The organism is Halomonas sp. C10-5 (genome assembly GCF_057169305.1).
Genome location: NZ_CP175665.1, coordinates 680,799 through 697,268 on the forward strand (window position 1 = coordinate 680,799; position 16,470 = coordinate 697,268).

Here is a 16,470-nt window from a genome sequence, read left to right on the forward strand (position 1 = left end):
GCATGAGCAGGGTGGCGCCCGTGTCGACGCCAGCCCGCTGCAATATAAGCGTTACAAGGTGGCGGGAAAACGGACGGCTGCCAACGCTCAGCCGGCGCCCAGCCCGCTGACCCGCATCACGCGCCGTTCCACCGCGTCCAGCAGCTGGCTGCGCCCGGTCTCCACCAGTGTGAGCCAGTGGCGGGCGCGTGTGATGCCGGTGTAGACCAGCTCCCGAGTCAGGATCGGGTTGGGGGCGTCGGGGAGCAGCAGGGCGGTGTGGGTGAACTCCGAGCCCTGGGACTTGTGCACCGTCATGGCGTAGACCGTCTCTACCGCTTGCAGGCGGCTGGGCAGCACCCACTTGATCTGGCCGCTGCCGTCCCCGGCGGGGAAGGCCACGCGTAGCGCAGGGCCCCGGTGAGCGGTGCCCTCGCCTGGGGCTGCCGTGTCGGGCAGCGCCAGGGTAATGCCGATATCGCCGTTCATCAGCCCCAGGCCGTAGTCGTTGCGGGTCACCAGCACCGGGCGCCCGGGGTACCAGAGCCGGTGCCCGTCACCGCTGTCGATCAATCCTTCCTTCTCCAGCGCGGCGCGGATGCGCTCGTTCAAGCCCTCCACGCCCCAGGGGCCGCGGCGCAGGGCGCAGAGCAGCTGGAACCGGCCATGGGCGGCCAGCACCGCCCGGGCCCAGTCGTCCAGGGCCTCGCGGTTGATCTCGCCATCCGTGCCCGCCCGCGGTGCTGCGGCCGTCATGACCTCCAGGTAGTGGCGATAGCCTACTGGCGGCGGCAGCGGCTGGCCGCGCAGCGTGCGGCCCTCCCCGGCATTCGGGAAGCCCGCGGCGTGGCCCGAGACCACCAGTCGCTCGAGGCTGCGGTCACCGTCTTTCTCAATCTTCAGATGCGAGAGATCGGCATAGCCGTGGCCCAGCACCTTGCGGATGGCGACGCGCTTCTCGTGCCCCGGGGCATCGTGGTTAACCGCGCCGGCGAGCCGGCCGATGCCGCTCTCGGCATCGAAGCGGTGACTGACCCGCAGCATGGCGATGGCCTGGTCCAGCGCCGTGCCTTCGGGGTCGAGCATCTCTTCGGGCAGCGCCTGGCCGGTGGCCTGGCTGAGCCAATCGGCGGTCTCGGGGGTGTAGTGGCCGCCCTCGGCCCGGGCGCAGAGGTCGCCCAGCACCGAGCCGGCCTCGACGGAGGCGAGCTGGTCCTTGTCGCCCAGCAACACCAGGCGGGCCCGGGGCGGCAAGGCGTCGAGGAGGGCGGCCATCATCTCCACGTCCACCATGGAGGCCTCGTCCACCACCAGCACGTCCAACGGCAGCGGGTTGCGGGCGTCATGGCGGAAGTGGCGGGTATCGGGGCGCGAGCCCAGCAGCCTATGCAGGGTGGTGACCCGTGTCGGAATCGCCTGGCGAAGTCGGGCGATCTCGTCTTCGGCACCGGCAAGCAGCGGCGCAAGGGCCGTCAGGTCGAGCCCCGAAACCTGCCCGGCGATGGATTCGTTGAGCCGTGCGGCGGCCTTGCCGGTGGGGGCGGCCAGGCGGATGCGCAACGCTCGCTGCCCGCCGCCCAGTGCCAGGGTCTGCAGCAGGGCGAGCAGCTTGACCACGGTGGTGGTCTTGCCGGTGCCCGGGCCGCCGGTGATCACCGCGAACGGCGAGCGGGCGGCCAGGGCGCAGGCGGCCTTCTGCCAGTCCAGCTTGTCACTCTCTGGGAAGAGGGCGGCGAGGGCCCGGGCCAGGATGACTGTGTCGCGGGTGTCGCTGGCATCGCCCTCCAGCCGGGCGGCGATATGCTCGCTAATCGAGCGCTCGTGGTGCCAGTAGCGGCGCAGGTAGAGTCGGGTACCGTCGAGCACCAGCGGGGTGCTGCCGGGGCCGTCGCCGACGATCAGCGGATGCGCGACGGCGGCCTGCCAGTCGGCCAGGGCGAGCTCACCGAGCAGGGCACTGGGCCTTGGCGGCGGATCTTCCAGACTGTCGCCTTCCGGCGGCAGTGAGAGGGCGAGGTCCGGCTCGGCCAGGGTCTGGGCCAGGTCGAGGCAGACATGGCCGCGGCCGAGCTGGTGGCTGGCCAGCGCCGCGGCCAGCAGCAGCGGGGCGGGGGCATCCGGCACCTCGCGGGCCAGGAAGGCGGCGAAGGCGCGATCCAGGGCGCGCAGCCAGCCGCGGGCCACCCAGCGGTCGAGCAGGGTGAAGAGCGCCTCGCCGTCGTGCAGGGCCTCGATGGGGGCAGCATGGGCGGTGTGCGGGTGATCACTCATGACTGGCCTCGGCGTCGCGGAACAGGGCGTCGAGCTGCTCGATCAGCTCGCGGGGTGGGCGCTCGCGGTGCACGCCGCAGGAGGGAGCATGCTGGCCGCGAAGGAAGACGTAGAGCGCGCCGCCCAGGTGGCGGTCGATGTCGTAGTCCGGCAGTCGCGCTTCGAGCAGGCGGTGCAGGGCCAGCAGGTAGAGGCAGTACTGCAGGTCGTAGCGCTTCTCGAGCACCGCCTGGGCCATGGCGGCCTCGCTGTAGGCCGCGTCGTCGCGACCCAGGTGGTTGGACTTCCAGTCGAGCACGTAGAAGCGCCCCTCGTGCTCCACCACCAGGTCGATGAAGCCCTTGAGCATGCCGTTGAGCCGGTCGCGCTCCAGCGCCGGACGCTCAATGCCGCCCAGGGTATGGGCGCTCACCAGGGTGTCCAGACGGGTGGTGTCGACCTTGTGGGCGGCGAACCAGAACTCCAGCTCCACCTGATAGCGAGCGCCCTGCAGCCGGTCCAGGCGCAGTGGTGTCACCGGCCCCTCGGGGGCATCCGGCACCGGCAGCTCGCTTGCCAGCAACCCGCGCAGCCAGGCCTGCAGCGCCGGGATGCGCTCTCGCCAGCCGCGCAGGTTGGCGCGCCGCGCCAGGGTATCGTCTAGGCGCTCGGGCTCGGCGGCCAGGCGCGCGAACCCCTCCTGGCCGGCCCACTCCAGCAGACCGTGCAGGAAGGTGCCCGCCGCCGGGCCGCGAGGGAAGAGGTGCAGCGAATCGTCACTCGTCGGCTGGACAGGCTGGGCCGGGTCGCTGGGCTCGTCGCGCATCTCCCGCGCGGTGGCCTCCAGAGCGGTCTCGGGCTCTTCCATCAGGAGCGCGGTCTCGGGTTCTTCCCCCTCACCTCCGATGCGCTCGACACCCAGCCGCAGCGCCGAGTAGCTGGCGATCCACCAGTGCTCCCGGGCGCGCCGGGCCGGCGTCAGCGCCTCGCGCAGGGCCTCGCCGTTCTCCTCGACGGGCACCGCGAGATCGCTGGACTCCGGCGCCGGCAGCACCTTGAGTTCGGTTTCCTCCGCGCCCTGGGCGAGGGGGAAGAGGGCGTCGAGCAGGCCGTCCGTCGAGGTCGGCGAGAGCGGCGCACCGGCGGTCAGCACCTGGCCGATGGCGCTCCGCTCCAGCCCCTTGAGCGGGGCGAGACCCAACCAGGTGGCGTGGCGGGCGCGGGTCAGGGCCACGTAGAGCTTGCGCAGGTCCTCGCCCAGGCGCTCGTCGTCGGCGCGGGCCAGTACCGTTTCGTCGGGTTCCAGCGAGAGCCGGCGGCGTCCCGCCGCGTCGTGCCAGGTGAGCGGCAGGTCGCTGGCCTTCTTCTCGCGGAAGGCGCAGATGAAGGGCAGGAAGACCAGCGGGTACTCCAGCCCCTTGGACTTGTGGATGGTGATCACCTGCACCAGGTCGGCGTCGCTTTCCAGGCGCAGGCGGTGGGTGTCGGCCTGTGCCGGCGGTTGGGCGCGGACCTCGCTGAGATGGCGCAGCAGGGCGTGCTCGCCGTCGAGCTCGGCGCTGGCCTGCTGGAGCAGCTCGCCCAGGTGCAGCAGGTCGGTCAAATGGCGCTCTCCACTGGCGCTCCTGAGCAGCCGGGTGGGCACGGCGAAGTCGGCTAGCAGCCGGTGCAGCATGGGCAGCACGCCCTGGCGCTGCCACTGGCGGTGGTAGGCCCGGAACTGCAGCACGCGCTCCTCCCAGGCCAGCTCGTCGTGCTGCAGGGCGTCGAGATCGTGGAGGCCCATGCCGAGGCTGGGCATCGCCAGCGCCGCATGCAGGCGCCGCTCGCTGTCGGGCTCGGCACAGGCGGCGAGCCACACCTCCAGTTCCAGGGCCGCCGGGGTCTCGAACACCCCCTCCTTGTCGGAGAGGTAGACGCTCTTGATGCCGCGCTCGAGCAGCGCGGCACGGATCGCCCTGGCCTCGGTCGCGTTGTTGACCAGCACGGCAAGATCCGACGGCGCCAGCGCCCGTAAGGGCTCGCCCGGCTCCGCGAAGCCGGTGCGTCCGGCCTGGCCCTCGCGCAGCAGCTCGGCCATATGGGTGGCGCAGCGCGCGGCCATCTCCTTGAAGTAGGCGCCCTTGCTGAGCCCGTCGTTCGGCCCCTCGGCCTCGTCGCCCTTCAAGTGCCAAAGTGTCAGGGCCGGCAGGGGCTTGCCGTCGCGGGTCAGCGAATCCTTCCGGCCCTTCGCCGACACCGGGAAGAACGGCACCGGATTGTCGCCTTCAGGCGAGCGGAACAGGAAGGCGCCGCGGCCGGCGGGCTGGCCTTCGGCGAAGCGGAACACTCGGTTGACGGCCTCGACCATGGCGCCGGCGGAGCGGAAGTTGGTGCCCAGGGTGACGTGGCGTCCGGCGGTGTCGCGTCGTGCCTGCAGGTAGGTGTGGATATCGGCGCCGCGGAAGGCGTAGATCGCCTGCTTGGGGTCGCCGATCAGCAGGATGCCGCTGGGGGCGTCGGGGTCCGGGTCCTCGGCCAGCCGGTAGACGTGGTCGAAGAGCCGGTACTGCACCGGGTCGGTGTCCTGGAACTCGTCCACCAGGGCCACCGGGAACTGCCGGCGCACGTGGGCGGCCAGGGCCTCGCCGGAGGGCCCCGCGAAGGCGGTGTCGAGGCGCTCGAGCAGGTCGTCCGGGCCGAGCTCGGCACGGCGCTGCTGCACCCGGCTGCGGCGTTCGCTCATCCAGCGCACGGCGTGGGCCAGCAGGTCGGCGTGGGCATCGGGCAGGGCCGCGAGCCGTTTCGGCAGTTCGGCCAGGGCGTGCAGAGCCGGGTGGTCCAGGGGCTCGCCCGTCTTCCAGATCTCGGCCATGCCCTCCGGCGTCAGACGCTTCCAGGCGGTGTCGGTCAGCGACGGGGCGGTGAGTTCGGGGTCGCCGGCCCAGTCGCGCAGTTTCGCCAGCCAGTCGGCGCGGCTCTTGCTGTTGAGCTTGCGCTGGTCGAAGGCCTTGGCGGTGGCAGCCGCTTCCAGTGCCTCCGAGAGTTCGTCGAGCCAGGCGGGCCAGGGCGCCTTGAGTTCGCCGAGGACCCGCTCGCGTTCGGCCTGCATGGTGGCAAGTGCCGCGGCGGGGGGCGGGGCGTCGGGGAGCAGCTCGGCGTCGCCCTGCAGGCGGCGCACGTCCTCGGCCAGGGAGTCGGGGGTCTCCCAGTAGCGGGTGACCACCGCCAGGGCGTCGGCGTCCAGGGCGTAGTAAAAACTGCGCCAGTAGTCCCGGGCGACCTCCAGCTCGAGCTCCGACTGGTCGAGGTTCATCTCCAGCGAGAAGAGGCTGCCGCTCTCGAAGGCGTGCTCGCGCAGCATGCGGTGGCACCAGGAGTGGATGGTGGAGACCGCGGCCTCGTCCATCCACTCGGCGGCCAGCTGCAGGCGGCGGGCGCAGGCGGGCCAGCGCTCGCGGGGGTAGCTGTCTCGCAGGGCGAGCAGTGGGTCGTCGGAGGGAGCGGAACCAGCAGAGGAATTATCCACTGAGCCCAAGTTATCCACTGGCGGTTCTGCGAAGAGATCCCCTGTTATGGACGGGGCTTCCCCTGGCGCAGGTCCCGAGGTGTCGGACCACTGCGGAGGCGCTGTGAACTCCTCCCTGGGCGCTACCGACGCCATCCCTGGCGTAGGGCCTCCGCGACGACCTGCCCCAGGCGCCCCTTCGGAGGGATCTTCTGCTGCACTCCCGGAACTGGGGGCTCCACCCGATTGAAATGCATCGGCGGCCTCCACCAGCCGGGCGCGGATGCGGTCGCGCAGCTCCCGGGTGGCGGCGTTGGTGAAGGTCACCACCAGGATCTCCGGCGGGGTGAGGGCGCGGGGGAAGCTCTCGGTGTCGGTCTCGTCCCGCGGGCCCAGCACCAGGCGCACGTAGAGCAGGGCGATGGTGAATGTCTTGCCGGTGCCGGCGCTGGCCTCGATCAGCCGGCTGCCGGTGAGCGGCAGGTGGATCGGGTCCAGGGTGGCTGGCGTCTGGTTATCGGTGCTCATGCCTTGCCTCCCTTGCCCTTCTTCTCCTTCGGCTTGCGTACCGCGTGTAATAGCGGGGCGTAGAGCCGCTCGGCGAGCTCGGCAAGGCCGCCACCCTCGGGCGAGCTCAGCATCGCCTCGAGCGTCGGCCACTGGCGCATCAGGTAGGGGTCGCGGCCGCGCTCGCCGTGGTCGCCGTTGTAGCCGCTGCCGTAGTAGACGGTGTCCAGCACCTTCCAGGCCTTGTCGTCCACCTCGCCGACCCTGCCGGCGAGGCAGCGTTGCATGGCCTGGGGTGTGCCGCCCTTCTCCAGCCAGGCGAAGGCGGTGTCCCTGGCCAGGGGCAGGGGGGTGGCCATGCCCTGGCGCCAGGCCACGGCGATATTCGCCAGGTGCGCCCGGGCCTGCTCGGCGGGGAGCGGGGCGAGGGTGCCGCCGCCGGCGCGGGAGAGCAGCCGTGTGGTCATGGGCCCCTCGAGCTGGCCGGCCAGATGGGCGACCCAGGGTGTGAGCCAGTGCTTCCAGTGGTACTTGCCCTTGTTGACCAGGCTGCTGGTGGTGAGCAGCACCCGGCAGCGCTCCATGGCGTCGTTGACGCGCAGCTCGCCCAGCCAGTCCTCCAGCACCAGGCCGTCACCCAGCTCCCGTTGCAGGTCCAGCGAGACATCCAGCGGCTCGTGCATGGCGTGGGGCCACTCCTCGAGCACCTGGCGATAGTCGGCGAAGAGGCTGTCCATGGGTTCGACCAGCTTGTCGCGCATGCGCTCGGCGAAGCCGCCCATGGCCAGGCGCCCCTCGCGTTCCAGTCGCTCCAGGGTGGCCTGCATGGCGGGCTCATGGGGCTCACCGGCCTCTACCGCTGCGCGGCTCGCCTCGATCAGCGCATGCTGCAGCTGCCAGTGGTCGAGGCCATCGAGAGTGAAGGGCTCGTGGTCCAGCCGCTCCATGGCCTCTGTTTCCAGATGGACCTTTAGGCGTGTGGTGTAGAAGGCCTGCACCGGCGCCTTGAGGAAGTTGCCCAGCTGGGCCAGGGTCAGCGGGCTCTCCTGCCGGTAGGGCGAAAGCGCAGGCTCCGCGACCGCGGTCGGCGCGGGTTCGGCATCCGGGCGATGCAGCTCGCGCCACTCGTGGGCATAGGTGGCCAATCGCGAGCCTTCGCGGAAGTAGTCGACGCTGAAGGGCTGCAGTGGGTGCTCGGTGGTCAGGGCTTGCAGCAGTGCCTTGCCGTCCTCGTCGCCATCTCCCGCCAGCCGCCAGCCGCGGGCGAGGTGGTCGCGCAGCTGGCCGAGCAGCACCGAGGGGGGCTGCTCGGTGTTGTCGATGATGCTGCGCCCCACCCAGCTGATGCTCAGCCGATCCCGGGCCGAGAGCAGCGCCTCCAGGAACAGGTAGCGGTCGTCCTCGCGACGCGAGCGGTCGCCGGGGCGGTAGTCCTGGGCCATCAGGTCGATATCCAGCGGGCGCTGCACCCGCGGGTAGTCGGCGTCGTTCATGCCCAGCAGGCAGACGTGGCGAAAGGGGATGGCGCGCATCGGCATCAGGGTGGCGATGTTCACGGCCCCGGCCAGGAAGCGCTGGGAGAGGCTCGCCTCGTCCACCTGGGCGAGCCAGTGCTCGCGCACCACGGAGAGCGGCAGTGGCTCCGTGAGCCCGGCCTCCTCGGCGCTCTCCTGCCAGGCCTCCAGCGCCTGCTCGAGGCGGGTCAGTGCCATCAGGTCCTGATCGGAGTCGGCCAGGAAGCAGGCCTCCAGCAGCTCGCGCAGCCGCTCTCCCCAGATGACGACGTCGCAGGGCTCGGCCAGCCGACGCCACTGCGCCTCCAGGGTGTCGATCAGATTGACCAGCGGGCCGGCCAGCGCCGCCTCCAGCCCGCCGATGTCGTCATAGGGCTCCACGCCCTGCCAGGGCCCCTCGGCGGCGGCGCCCACGGCATAGCCCAGCAGCAGCCGGCGCAGGCCGAAGGCCCAGGTATTGGCGGTGAGCCCCTCCGGCAGGTCGAGGCTCTGGCGCTGGCGGGCATCGAGCCCCCAGCGGATGCCGGCACCCTCGATCCAGCGCCGCAGGGTGGGCAGCCCGCCATCGGGGATGGCGAAGCGCGCGCGCACCGCCGGCACCTCCAGCAGGTCGAGCAGGTCGCTTACCGAGAGGCGCAGCTCCGGCAGGCGCAGCAGCTGTTCCAGGGCGATCAGCAGGGGGAGGCGGTGGCGGCTGGCCTGGTCGGAGAGGGTGAAGGGGATATGGCGCGGATCCTCGGCGTCCAGCCGGCCGAACACCGCCTGCACCGCGGCGGCGTACTGGTCGACGTCGGGCACCATTACCAGGATATCGCGGGGCTTGAGGGTCGGGTCCTCGCTGAAGGCGGCGAGCAGCTGGTCGTGGAGGACCTCCACCTCGCGCAGGGCGCTGTGGGCGACCTGGAAGCGCAGCGAGCGGTCGTGGCTCGGGTCCACGGCGGGCCAGGCCTGGCGGGTCTCGGCCAGCGGGCGCAGCTCGAGGATATCGTCCTGCAGCTGGCGCAGCAGGCTGGGCTCGGCCTCCTGAGGGGCCTCTCCGAGTGGCGAGTCGAAGAGGTCGATGCGCAGCGACTCGCCCTCGAACAGGCCGCGATAGGCCTGCTGCTCGTCGAACTCGTCCAGCAGGCGCAGGTAGTCGCGGCCCTGCTTGCCCCAGGCGGCCAGCAGCGGCTGGGCATGGAGGTGCAGCTCGGTCTCGGCGAGGTCCGCCGGCATGCCGGGGCGGCGCTGCTGACGCTTCCTCTCGGCTCGAAGGAGGTCCTTGTGTTCGATGATGTCTGCCCAGTAATGGCGGCAGGGGTTGTGCACGCAGAGCAGCACCTGGCTGACCCGCGCCATGGCGGCCAGCGCCTCCAGGGTCTGGGCCGGCAGCGAGGAGATACCGAAGACGATGACCCGGCGCGGCAGGCCGGGTGGTCGGCTCGTTGTGTCGAGCTCGCTGCAGGCTGCGAGGAAGCGCTCGTGGACCGCCGCGCGGCTGGAGGCGAGCCCCTGCTCACCGATGTCATCGCGCAGCACCCGCCACAGCTCGGCCTGCCAGCGCTGCTCCTCGGCGAGCGGGCGTGATTCGCCCCGGGCGGTGAGGATCACGTCCTCGCCCGCGGCCCAGGCGGCGAGCCAGTCGGCGCGGTAGACCTGGTACTGGTCGAAGAGGTCGGCCAGGCGCTCGGCGAGCTGGTGGCGCTTGCGCAGGTCGTCGTCATCTTCCAGGAAGCGAGCCAGCGGGGCGAAGGTCGGCGAGCCGAGCAGGGCGGGCAGCAGGCGCATCAGCCGCCACACCAGCCGCGGCTTGTCGAAGGGCGAGACCGGCGGTACCTGCTCCTCGCCCAGCACGGCCCGGTAGGCCTGCCACAGGAAGCGCGCGGGCAGGGTCACGTCGAGGGCGGCGGCGATGCCGGCACCGCCGTGGGCGCGGTCCTCGGCGAGCGCCAGCTTGAGCCACTGGCTGATGCCGTTGCTCTGCACCAGGGTCGTCTCGTTCTCCAGCGGCCCCAGCGGGTGGCGGCGCATCCACTCCACCGCCAGGCCGCGCAGCGACTCCAGGCGGTTGCCGTGAATCACCATGAAGCCGGGCTGCAGGGCGGAGTCGTCGTGGGCGGACATGGCGCGGTTCCTTCGCTGGGTGCCGGGAGACAGGATCATGGTGCCACAGGGTGGTGGTGAATGGGCTACCATCGGCACATCACGATGCACACGGAGCCCCTGACATGAGCGACTACCTGCTGGAGGAACACGCCCTGAGCCCGGGCAAGGTCTACCGCCTGCTCTCGGGCAGCATCTGCCCGCGCCCCATCGCCTGGGTCTCGACCCTGGACGCGGCGGGCAACGCCAACCTGGCACCCTTCTCGTTTTTCAACGTGGTGAGCGTCAATCCGCCGGTGCTGGGCTTCTCGCCGCTGCTCGACGGCGACGGCAATCCCAAGGACACCATCCGCAACCTCGGCGAGGTGGCGGAGTGCGTGGTGCATATCAGCGGCGAGGGGCTGGTGCAGGAGATGAATGCCACCAGCGCGGGGCTCGAGCACGGCGCCGACGAGTTCATCCACGCCGGGCTCGAGAAGGTCGCCATGCCGGGCGTCTCGGTGCCGCGGGTGACCGGCGCCCCGGTGGCCTTCGGCTGCCGGCTGCGCGAGATCATCCGCTTCGGCGACCAGCCGCTGGCTGGCAACCTGGTGCTCGCCGAGGTGGTCTCGATCCATGTCGACGACGCCCTGTGGGACGGCCGCCATGTCAGCGCCGAGGGGCTCAGGCCCATCGGGCGCATGGCCGGCAACGACTATGCCCGCTGCAGCGACCTCTTCGAGGTGAAACGCCCCGCCTCGGGGAGCTCCCTCGGCCGGGGCGAGCGGTGAGACTGACGCTGTTCGCGCCGGCCTGAGGTCGCCGGCGCGGCCTAAGCGTCAACCCGAAAGGCTCAGCTGTAGGTGGCGTCGAAACGCTTGCGCAGCTCGTTCTTCTGCACCTTGCCCATGGTGTTGCGGGGCAGGCCGTCGACGAAGAAGACCCGCTTGGGCTGCTTGTACCTGGCCAGGCGGCCCTGGAGGTGCTCCAGCACCTCGGCCTCGTCGAGCTCGACGCCCGGCTGCGGCACCACCACGGCGGTGACCCCCTCGCCGAAGTCGGGGTGGGGCAGGCCGATCACCGCCGACTCCACCACCCCCTCGAGTTCGTCGATTACCTGCTCCACCTCCTTGGGGTAGACGTTGAAGCCGCCGGAGATCACCAGGTCCTTGTCGCGGCCGACGATCTGCACGTAGCCGTGCTCGTCCACCAGGGCCAGGTCGCCGGTGATGAAGAAACCGTCCTCCAGCAGCTCCTCGCGGGTCTTCTCGGGCATGCGCCAGTAGCCGATGAAGACGTTGGGGCCGCGCACCTGGAGCATGCCGATCTCGCCGGCCGGCACCACGTCGCCGGTCTCGCGGTCGGTGATACGGATCTCCACCCCGGGCAGTGGCTGGCCCACGGTGCCGGCGCGGCGCGCCCCGTCGTAGGGGTTGGAGATGTTCATGTTGGTCTCGGTCATGCCGTAGCGCTCGAGGATGGCGTGGCCGGTCTTCTCCTCGAAGGCCTGGTGTGTCTCGGCGGTGAGCGGTGCCGAACCGGAGACGAACAGGCGCATCCTGGCGGTGACCTCGGGGGTGAGGCGCGAGTCGGCCACCAGGCGGGTATAGAAGGTAGGCACGCCCATCAGCACCGTGCCGCGGGGCATCTCCTCGAAGATCACGTCGGCATCGAACTTCGGCAGGAAGAGCATGCTGGCGCCGGCCATCAGGGTGACGTTGCACGCCACGAACAGCCCGTGGGTGTGGAAGATCGGCAGGGCGTGGATCAGCCGGTCCGACTCGATGAAGCGCCATGCCTCCATCAGGGTGGCGGCGTTGGAGCCCAGGTTGCGGTGGGTGAGCATGGCTCCCTTGGAGCGTCCGGTGGTGCCCGAGGTGTAGAGGATGGCGGCCAGATCGTTCTCCTCGCGGGGCTCCACCGCCTCGCGCGGGGTGGCCGCGGCGGCCGTTTCCATCAGGCTGCCGTCGGCTCCGGTGCCCAGGGTCTGTACCGCGGGGCATCCGGTCTCGGCGGCGATGTTCCGTGCCTCCTCCACCGCGGCGGGGCGGCAGACGAAGAGCGCCGGTTCGGCATCGCCCAGGAAGTAGCGGATCTCGTCGCCGGTATAGCCGGTGTTGAGCGGCAGGTAGACGGCGCCGACACGCAGGGTGGCCAGGTAGAGCAGGATCGCCTCGGGGCTCTTGTCGACCTGCACCGCCACCCGGTCGCCCGGCGCCACGCCCAGCTCCACCAGGGCACCGGCCAGGCTTGCACTCGCGACCAGTGCGTCGGCATGGGAGTAGCGGCGCCCCTCGCGGGTGGTAATGAAGTCGGCATCGCCGCGTTCGTGCATGCGGCGGGCGAAGGTCTCGAACAGGTTGTGGCTCATTTGCTTGTCTCTCCCTTGGCCTGCTTCCTGGCCTTGCGCACGAGGTCCTTCACCTCGCTCGAACAGGCCACGGTTCCGTGGGCCGTGTAGTTCTCGTGGTTACGCTCGATGTCGTTGAGCACGTAGAGGTAGTTGACCATCAGCCCGGCGCCCTGCTCGAGCCCCTTGGTCGAGACGTCGCCGAGCCAGTTGATGCGGTGCAGTTCGGCACCGTTGCCCAGGTGGAAGCGGGCCACCGGGTTGAGCGGCAGGCCGCGGGCGTTCTTCTCCTCGGCGAGGTAGCGCGCCGCCAGCGGGCGCAGCCGGGCCTTGAGCGCCTCGGCGCGCTCGGCATCGGCGTGCCAGTCGGGTGCCTCCAGCGACGCCAGTGCCTCGCGGGTGGCCGCCGGCAGGGCCTCGTCGTCGCGCCGCTCGGCCAGCCACCGGGCGAAGCCCGGCACCGGCGAGAGGGTCACGAAGTGCTTGAGCTGGGGCAGCTCCTGCTTGAGTTCCTGCACCACCTGCTTGATCAGGAAGTTGCCGAAGGAGATGCCGCGCAAGCCGGTCTGACAGTTGCTGATGCCGAAGAAGGCGGCGGCATCGGCCTCCTCAGGCTCCTCCACGCCGCTCTCCTCGCCGGCCAGGATCGGCTGGATGCGCGCCGGCAGCCCCTTGCACAGCGCCACCTCCACGAAGATCAGCGGCTCGTCGCCGATCGCCGGGTGGAAGAAGGCGAAGCAGCGCCGGTCGCGGGCGTCCAGGCGGCGGCGCAGGTCGTCCCAGTCGCGGATCTCGTGCACCGCCTCGTAGCGGATGATCTTCTCGAGGATCGAGGCCGGGGTGTTCCAGTCCATGCGCTTGAGCATCAGGAAGCCGCGGTTGAACCAGGAGCCGAACAGGTGCGCGAAGTCGCCGTCGATGGCGGTGAGCTCGGGATGCTCGCGCAGCATACCGAGCAGGTCCTCGCGCATGCGCACCAGTGCGTAGGTGCCGTCGCGGGCCAGGTTGAGGCGCCGGAAGAGCTCCTGGCGGCGCGGCTCGCAGGCCTCGAACAGCGCCTCCAGGGCGGCATTGTCACGGCTCTCGCGGTAGGCTGCGTAGGCGGCGTCGATGGTCGTCGGCTCGGCGGCGAACTCCCCGCCCAGGCGCACGAAGAAGGCCAGGCGCTCGTCGTTGGCGAGGCACTCGTACATGTCCAGCGCGCGGCTGGCCAGGGCGATGCTCGAGGCCTCCCCATCGCTCTCGAGCAGGGCGTGGCAGGCGGCCACCAGATCCTCGTGGTCCGGCGACTCGTCACCCCCGCGCCGACGCCGCAGCAGGGCGTCGCGCTGGGTGATGTTGTTGAACAGCTCCTGCAGGAAGGTCATGTTCATGGCGTCGGTTCCCTCAGCCCATCATCAGGTCGGGCAGCCACAGGGCGATACCCGGGAAGAAGCACAGCAGGACGATCGCCAGCACCATGCACAGGGCATAGGGCAGGCTGCCCATCAGGATGTCACGCAGCGAGATGTCCGGCGCGATGCCCTTGATGATGAAGAGGTTGAGGCCCACCGGCGGGGTGATCAGGCCGATCTCCAGATTGATGGTCAGCACCACGGCGAACCAGTAGGGGTCGAAGTTCGCGGAGAGGATGATCGGCAGCAGGATCGGCGCGGTCATCACGATCACCGCCACCGGCGGCAGGAAGAAGCCGGCCACCAGCAGGAAGACGTTGATCACCGCCATCAGCACCCAGCGGTTGACCTCCATGTCGGCGATGGCGCCGGCCACGGTCTGGGTGATGAACAGCGAGGAGAGGGCATAGGCGAACACCTCGGCACAGGCGATCACCAGCATGATCATCACGCTCTCGCGCAGCGAGTCGCGCATGATCAGCTTGAGCGGCTTCAACTGCCACATGCGGTAGATGATGATGGCAAGGGCCAGACACAGGAAGGCGCCCACGCCGGCCGCCTCGGAGGGCGTGGCCACCCCGCCATAGAGCGCGAAGAGGATGCCCACCACCACGGCCAGGAAGGGCAGCACGCGCACCAGCGCCTTGAGGTTGGTATCGACGTTGGCCTTGATGGTCTCCTTCATCTGCCCGGCGGCCTGGCCCAGGGGGTTGTTGTAGCCGCCGGCCATCTTGCAGGCGATCACCGTCCAGATCATGAACAGGCCGGCGAGCATGAAGCCCGGCACCACCCCGGCGATGAACAGGCGGCCGATGGAGGTCTCGCTGGCGATGCCGTAGATGATCATGGTCACCGAGGGCGGGATCAGGATGCCCAGGGTGCCGCCGGCGGCGATGCAGCCGGCGGCGACGCCGTCCGGGTAGCCGCGGCTGCGCATCTCGGGGATGCCCATCTTGCCGATGGCCGCGCAGGTAGCGGGCGAGGAGCCGGAGAGCGCCGCAAAGATTGAGCAGGCGCCGATGTTGGATACCGCAAGCCCGGCGGGCAGGCGGCCCATCCACAGGTCCAGCGAGCGGTAGAGGTCGCGTCCGGTGGGCGAGGAGGCCACGGCGGCGCCCATCAGGATGAACATGGGGATGGCGACGAAGCCGAACTCGGCGAGGCGCTCGAAGAAGGTCTCGCCAAAATAGGTGAGCTCGGGCAGGCCGCGGTCGTAGAGCAGCGCCATCAGCGAGACGCCGCCCAGGGCGAAGGCGATGGGGGTGCCGATGGCCATCAGCACCATGAGGGCGACGGCGACAATGATGCCCAGGGTGATCGGATCCATGTCAGCCCTCCCCGCGCAGCATTTCGGCGATGTACTGCAGCGTCAGCAGGGTGGCGCCCACGGAGACCGGCAGCAGCGCCGGCCACAGGATGGGGTTCCATACCGTGCCGGTGGTCCACTGGCCGTGGAAGGCCTCGGCGACGTAGATCCAGCTGCCATAGGCCAGTGCCGCGCAGAAGGCGAAGCCGAACAGCGAGGCGATCCACCACATGACCTTCCTGGCCACGCCGCCCAGAGCGTCGGGGAGCAGGGTGATGGCCACGTGGCCACCGGTCATCAGCACGTAGGCGCTGCCCATCAGCATGGCGCCGGTGACCGAGAAGATGGTGAATTCGGTTTGCCAGCTGGTGCTCATGCCCAGCGCGTAGCGCACGAAGACCATATGGCAGATGGCCAGCACACCGGCTATGAACATGGCGGCGGCCAGGTAGGCCGCGGCACGGGAGATGCTATCCATCAGGCGGATGTAGCCGCTCACCAGCGGTAGTCGTCGGGAACTTGGCGAGGAAGTGGCCATGGCCATGTCGTCCTTCCTGAGTCAGGGGCACCGGCCGCCCGGGCCGGTGCCGATGGCTGAAGCGAACCGGCTTACTCGACGGCCAGGGCGGCGTCGATCAGGGCCTGTCCGTTGGGGACGTTCTCGGCGAAGTTCCTGTAGGAGGTCTCCTTGGCGATCTCCAGCCAGGCGTTGTAGTCCTCCTCGCTCATGCTGACCACCTCGACGCCGTTCTCCTCGAACACGTCGACCATCTGCTGGTCGAGGCCGGCGGCCTCGGCGGCGAAGAACGCCTCGGCCTCCTCGGCGGCGGCGGTCAGTGCCTGCTGCTGCTCCTCGTCGAGCTTCTCCCAGCTCTGCTCGGAGATCAGGATCGGCTCGTACATGAACCACAGGGCGTGTTCGCCGGGTTCGGTGAGACACTCCACCTGCTCGTAGATGCGGTAGGAGACGAAGGACATGGACGAGGTGTTGGCGGCGTCCAGCACGCCTGTCTGCAGGGCGGTGTAGATCTCCGAGGAGGGCATGGAGGCGATCGAGGCCCCGGCGCCCTCCAGCATCTGCTCGAAGGCCGGGCCGGCGGCGCGGAAGGTCTGGCCGTCGACGGTCTCCGGCGAGGTGATGCAGTTCTGGCTCGAGGCGAAGCCGCCGGCCAGCCAGGCATCGGCCAGCACCCGGGCGCCGCCCTCCTGGATGACGTCCTTGATCATGCCCATGAACTCGGAGTCGTTGAGGCGCTGGGCATGCTCGTGGTTGCGCACCAGGCCGGGCATCAGGGTGGCGGAGAACTCCGGGTGGCGGCCGCTGGCGTAGTCGAGCGGCAGGGCGGTGATGTCGAGGCGGCCACGGGAGAGGGCGGCCCACTGCTCGCGGGCCTTGAACAGCGACTGGCCCGGGTAGACCTCGATCTCGAGGCCGACGTCGGCTTCGGCGACCTTGTCGGCCATCATCTGCACCATCTCGTCGCGGACGTCGCCCTGGCCGCCGGGGAACTGGTGCGAGGCGCGCAGCACGGTCTGGGCGGAGGCGGTGGCACTGGCGGCGAGGGTAGCGATGGCGATGCCGGCCACCAGGGGAGTGATTGAGCGTTTCATGGTGTCTCCAA

Annotated in this window: 9 protein-coding genes; 1 reads left to right on the forward strand and 8 read right to left on the reverse strand. The window is 70.2% G+C overall.

Annotated features, from left to right (window positions below; genetic code table 11):
• Positions 1-87: 87 nt before the first annotated feature.
• The 3 genes from recD to recC are packed head-to-tail and all read right to left on the reverse strand — an operon-like array spanning position 88 to position 9,840.
• Complete coding sequence (recD, locus tag ACJ7IV_RS03245; RefSeq protein ID WP_483865737.1) at positions 88-2,250, reverse strand: exodeoxyribonuclease V subunit alpha; 2,163 nt, start codon at positions 2,248-2,250, stop codon at positions 88-90.
• Complete coding sequence (gene recB / locus ACJ7IV_RS03250) at positions 2,243-6,244, reverse strand: exodeoxyribonuclease V subunit beta (protein ID WP_483865738.1); 4,002 nt, start codon at positions 6,242-6,244, stop codon at positions 2,243-2,245. Before recB ends, recD begins: the two co-directional genes overlap by 8 nt.
• Positions 6,241-9,840: an exodeoxyribonuclease V subunit gamma gene (gene recC, locus ACJ7IV_RS03255; protein WP_483865739.1), complete on the reverse strand. Its 3,600-nt coding sequence runs from the start codon at positions 9,838-9,840 to the stop codon at positions 6,241-6,243. Before recC ends, recB begins: the two co-directional genes overlap by 4 nt.
• 104 nt (positions 9,841-9,944) lie before the next feature.
• Here recC and ACJ7IV_RS03260 point away from each other — a divergent pair, with 104 nt between their 5' ends.
• Positions 9,945-10,589 carry a flavin reductase family protein gene (locus tag ACJ7IV_RS03260; RefSeq protein WP_483865740.1) on the forward strand — a complete coding sequence of 215 codons (645 nt, stop codon included), beginning with the start codon at positions 9,945-9,947 and terminating at the stop codon, positions 10,587-10,589.
• 62 nt (positions 10,590-10,651) lie between these two features.
• Here ACJ7IV_RS03260 and ACJ7IV_RS03265 read toward each other — a convergent pair whose 3' ends face one another.
• From ACJ7IV_RS03265 to dctP, 5 genes are all read right to left on the reverse strand, one after another.
• Positions 10,652-12,169, reverse strand: coding sequence for a malonate--CoA ligase (locus tag ACJ7IV_RS03265; protein WP_483865741.1), 1,518 nt, complete (start codon positions 12,167-12,169; stop codon positions 10,652-10,654).
• A complete protein-coding gene (locus ACJ7IV_RS03270) occupies positions 12,166-13,521 on the reverse strand; it encodes a malonyl-CoA decarboxylase (protein WP_483865742.1) in 1,356 nt (451 codons plus the stop codon). The genes ACJ7IV_RS03265 and ACJ7IV_RS03270 overlap by 4 nt, the downstream gene beginning before the upstream one ends.
• A 13-nt stretch (positions 13,522-13,534) precedes the next feature.
• The gene (locus tag ACJ7IV_RS03275; RefSeq protein WP_483865743.1) at positions 13,535-14,869 is read right to left on the reverse strand and encodes a TRAP transporter large permease; all 1,335 of its coding nucleotides are present in this window, start codon (positions 14,867-14,869) and stop codon (positions 13,535-13,537) included.
• Between the two features lies 1 nt (position 14,870).
• Positions 14,871-15,392: a TRAP transporter small permease subunit gene (locus tag ACJ7IV_RS03280; RefSeq protein WP_483865744.1), complete on the reverse strand. Its 522-nt coding sequence runs from the start codon at positions 15,390-15,392 to the stop codon at positions 14,871-14,873.
• 65 nt (positions 15,393-15,457) lie between these two features.
• A complete protein-coding gene (dctP, locus tag ACJ7IV_RS03285; protein ID WP_483865745.1) occupies positions 15,458-16,459 on the reverse strand; it encodes a TRAP transporter substrate-binding protein DctP in 1,002 nt (333 codons plus the stop codon).
• Positions 16,460-16,470: the final 11 nt, after the last annotated feature.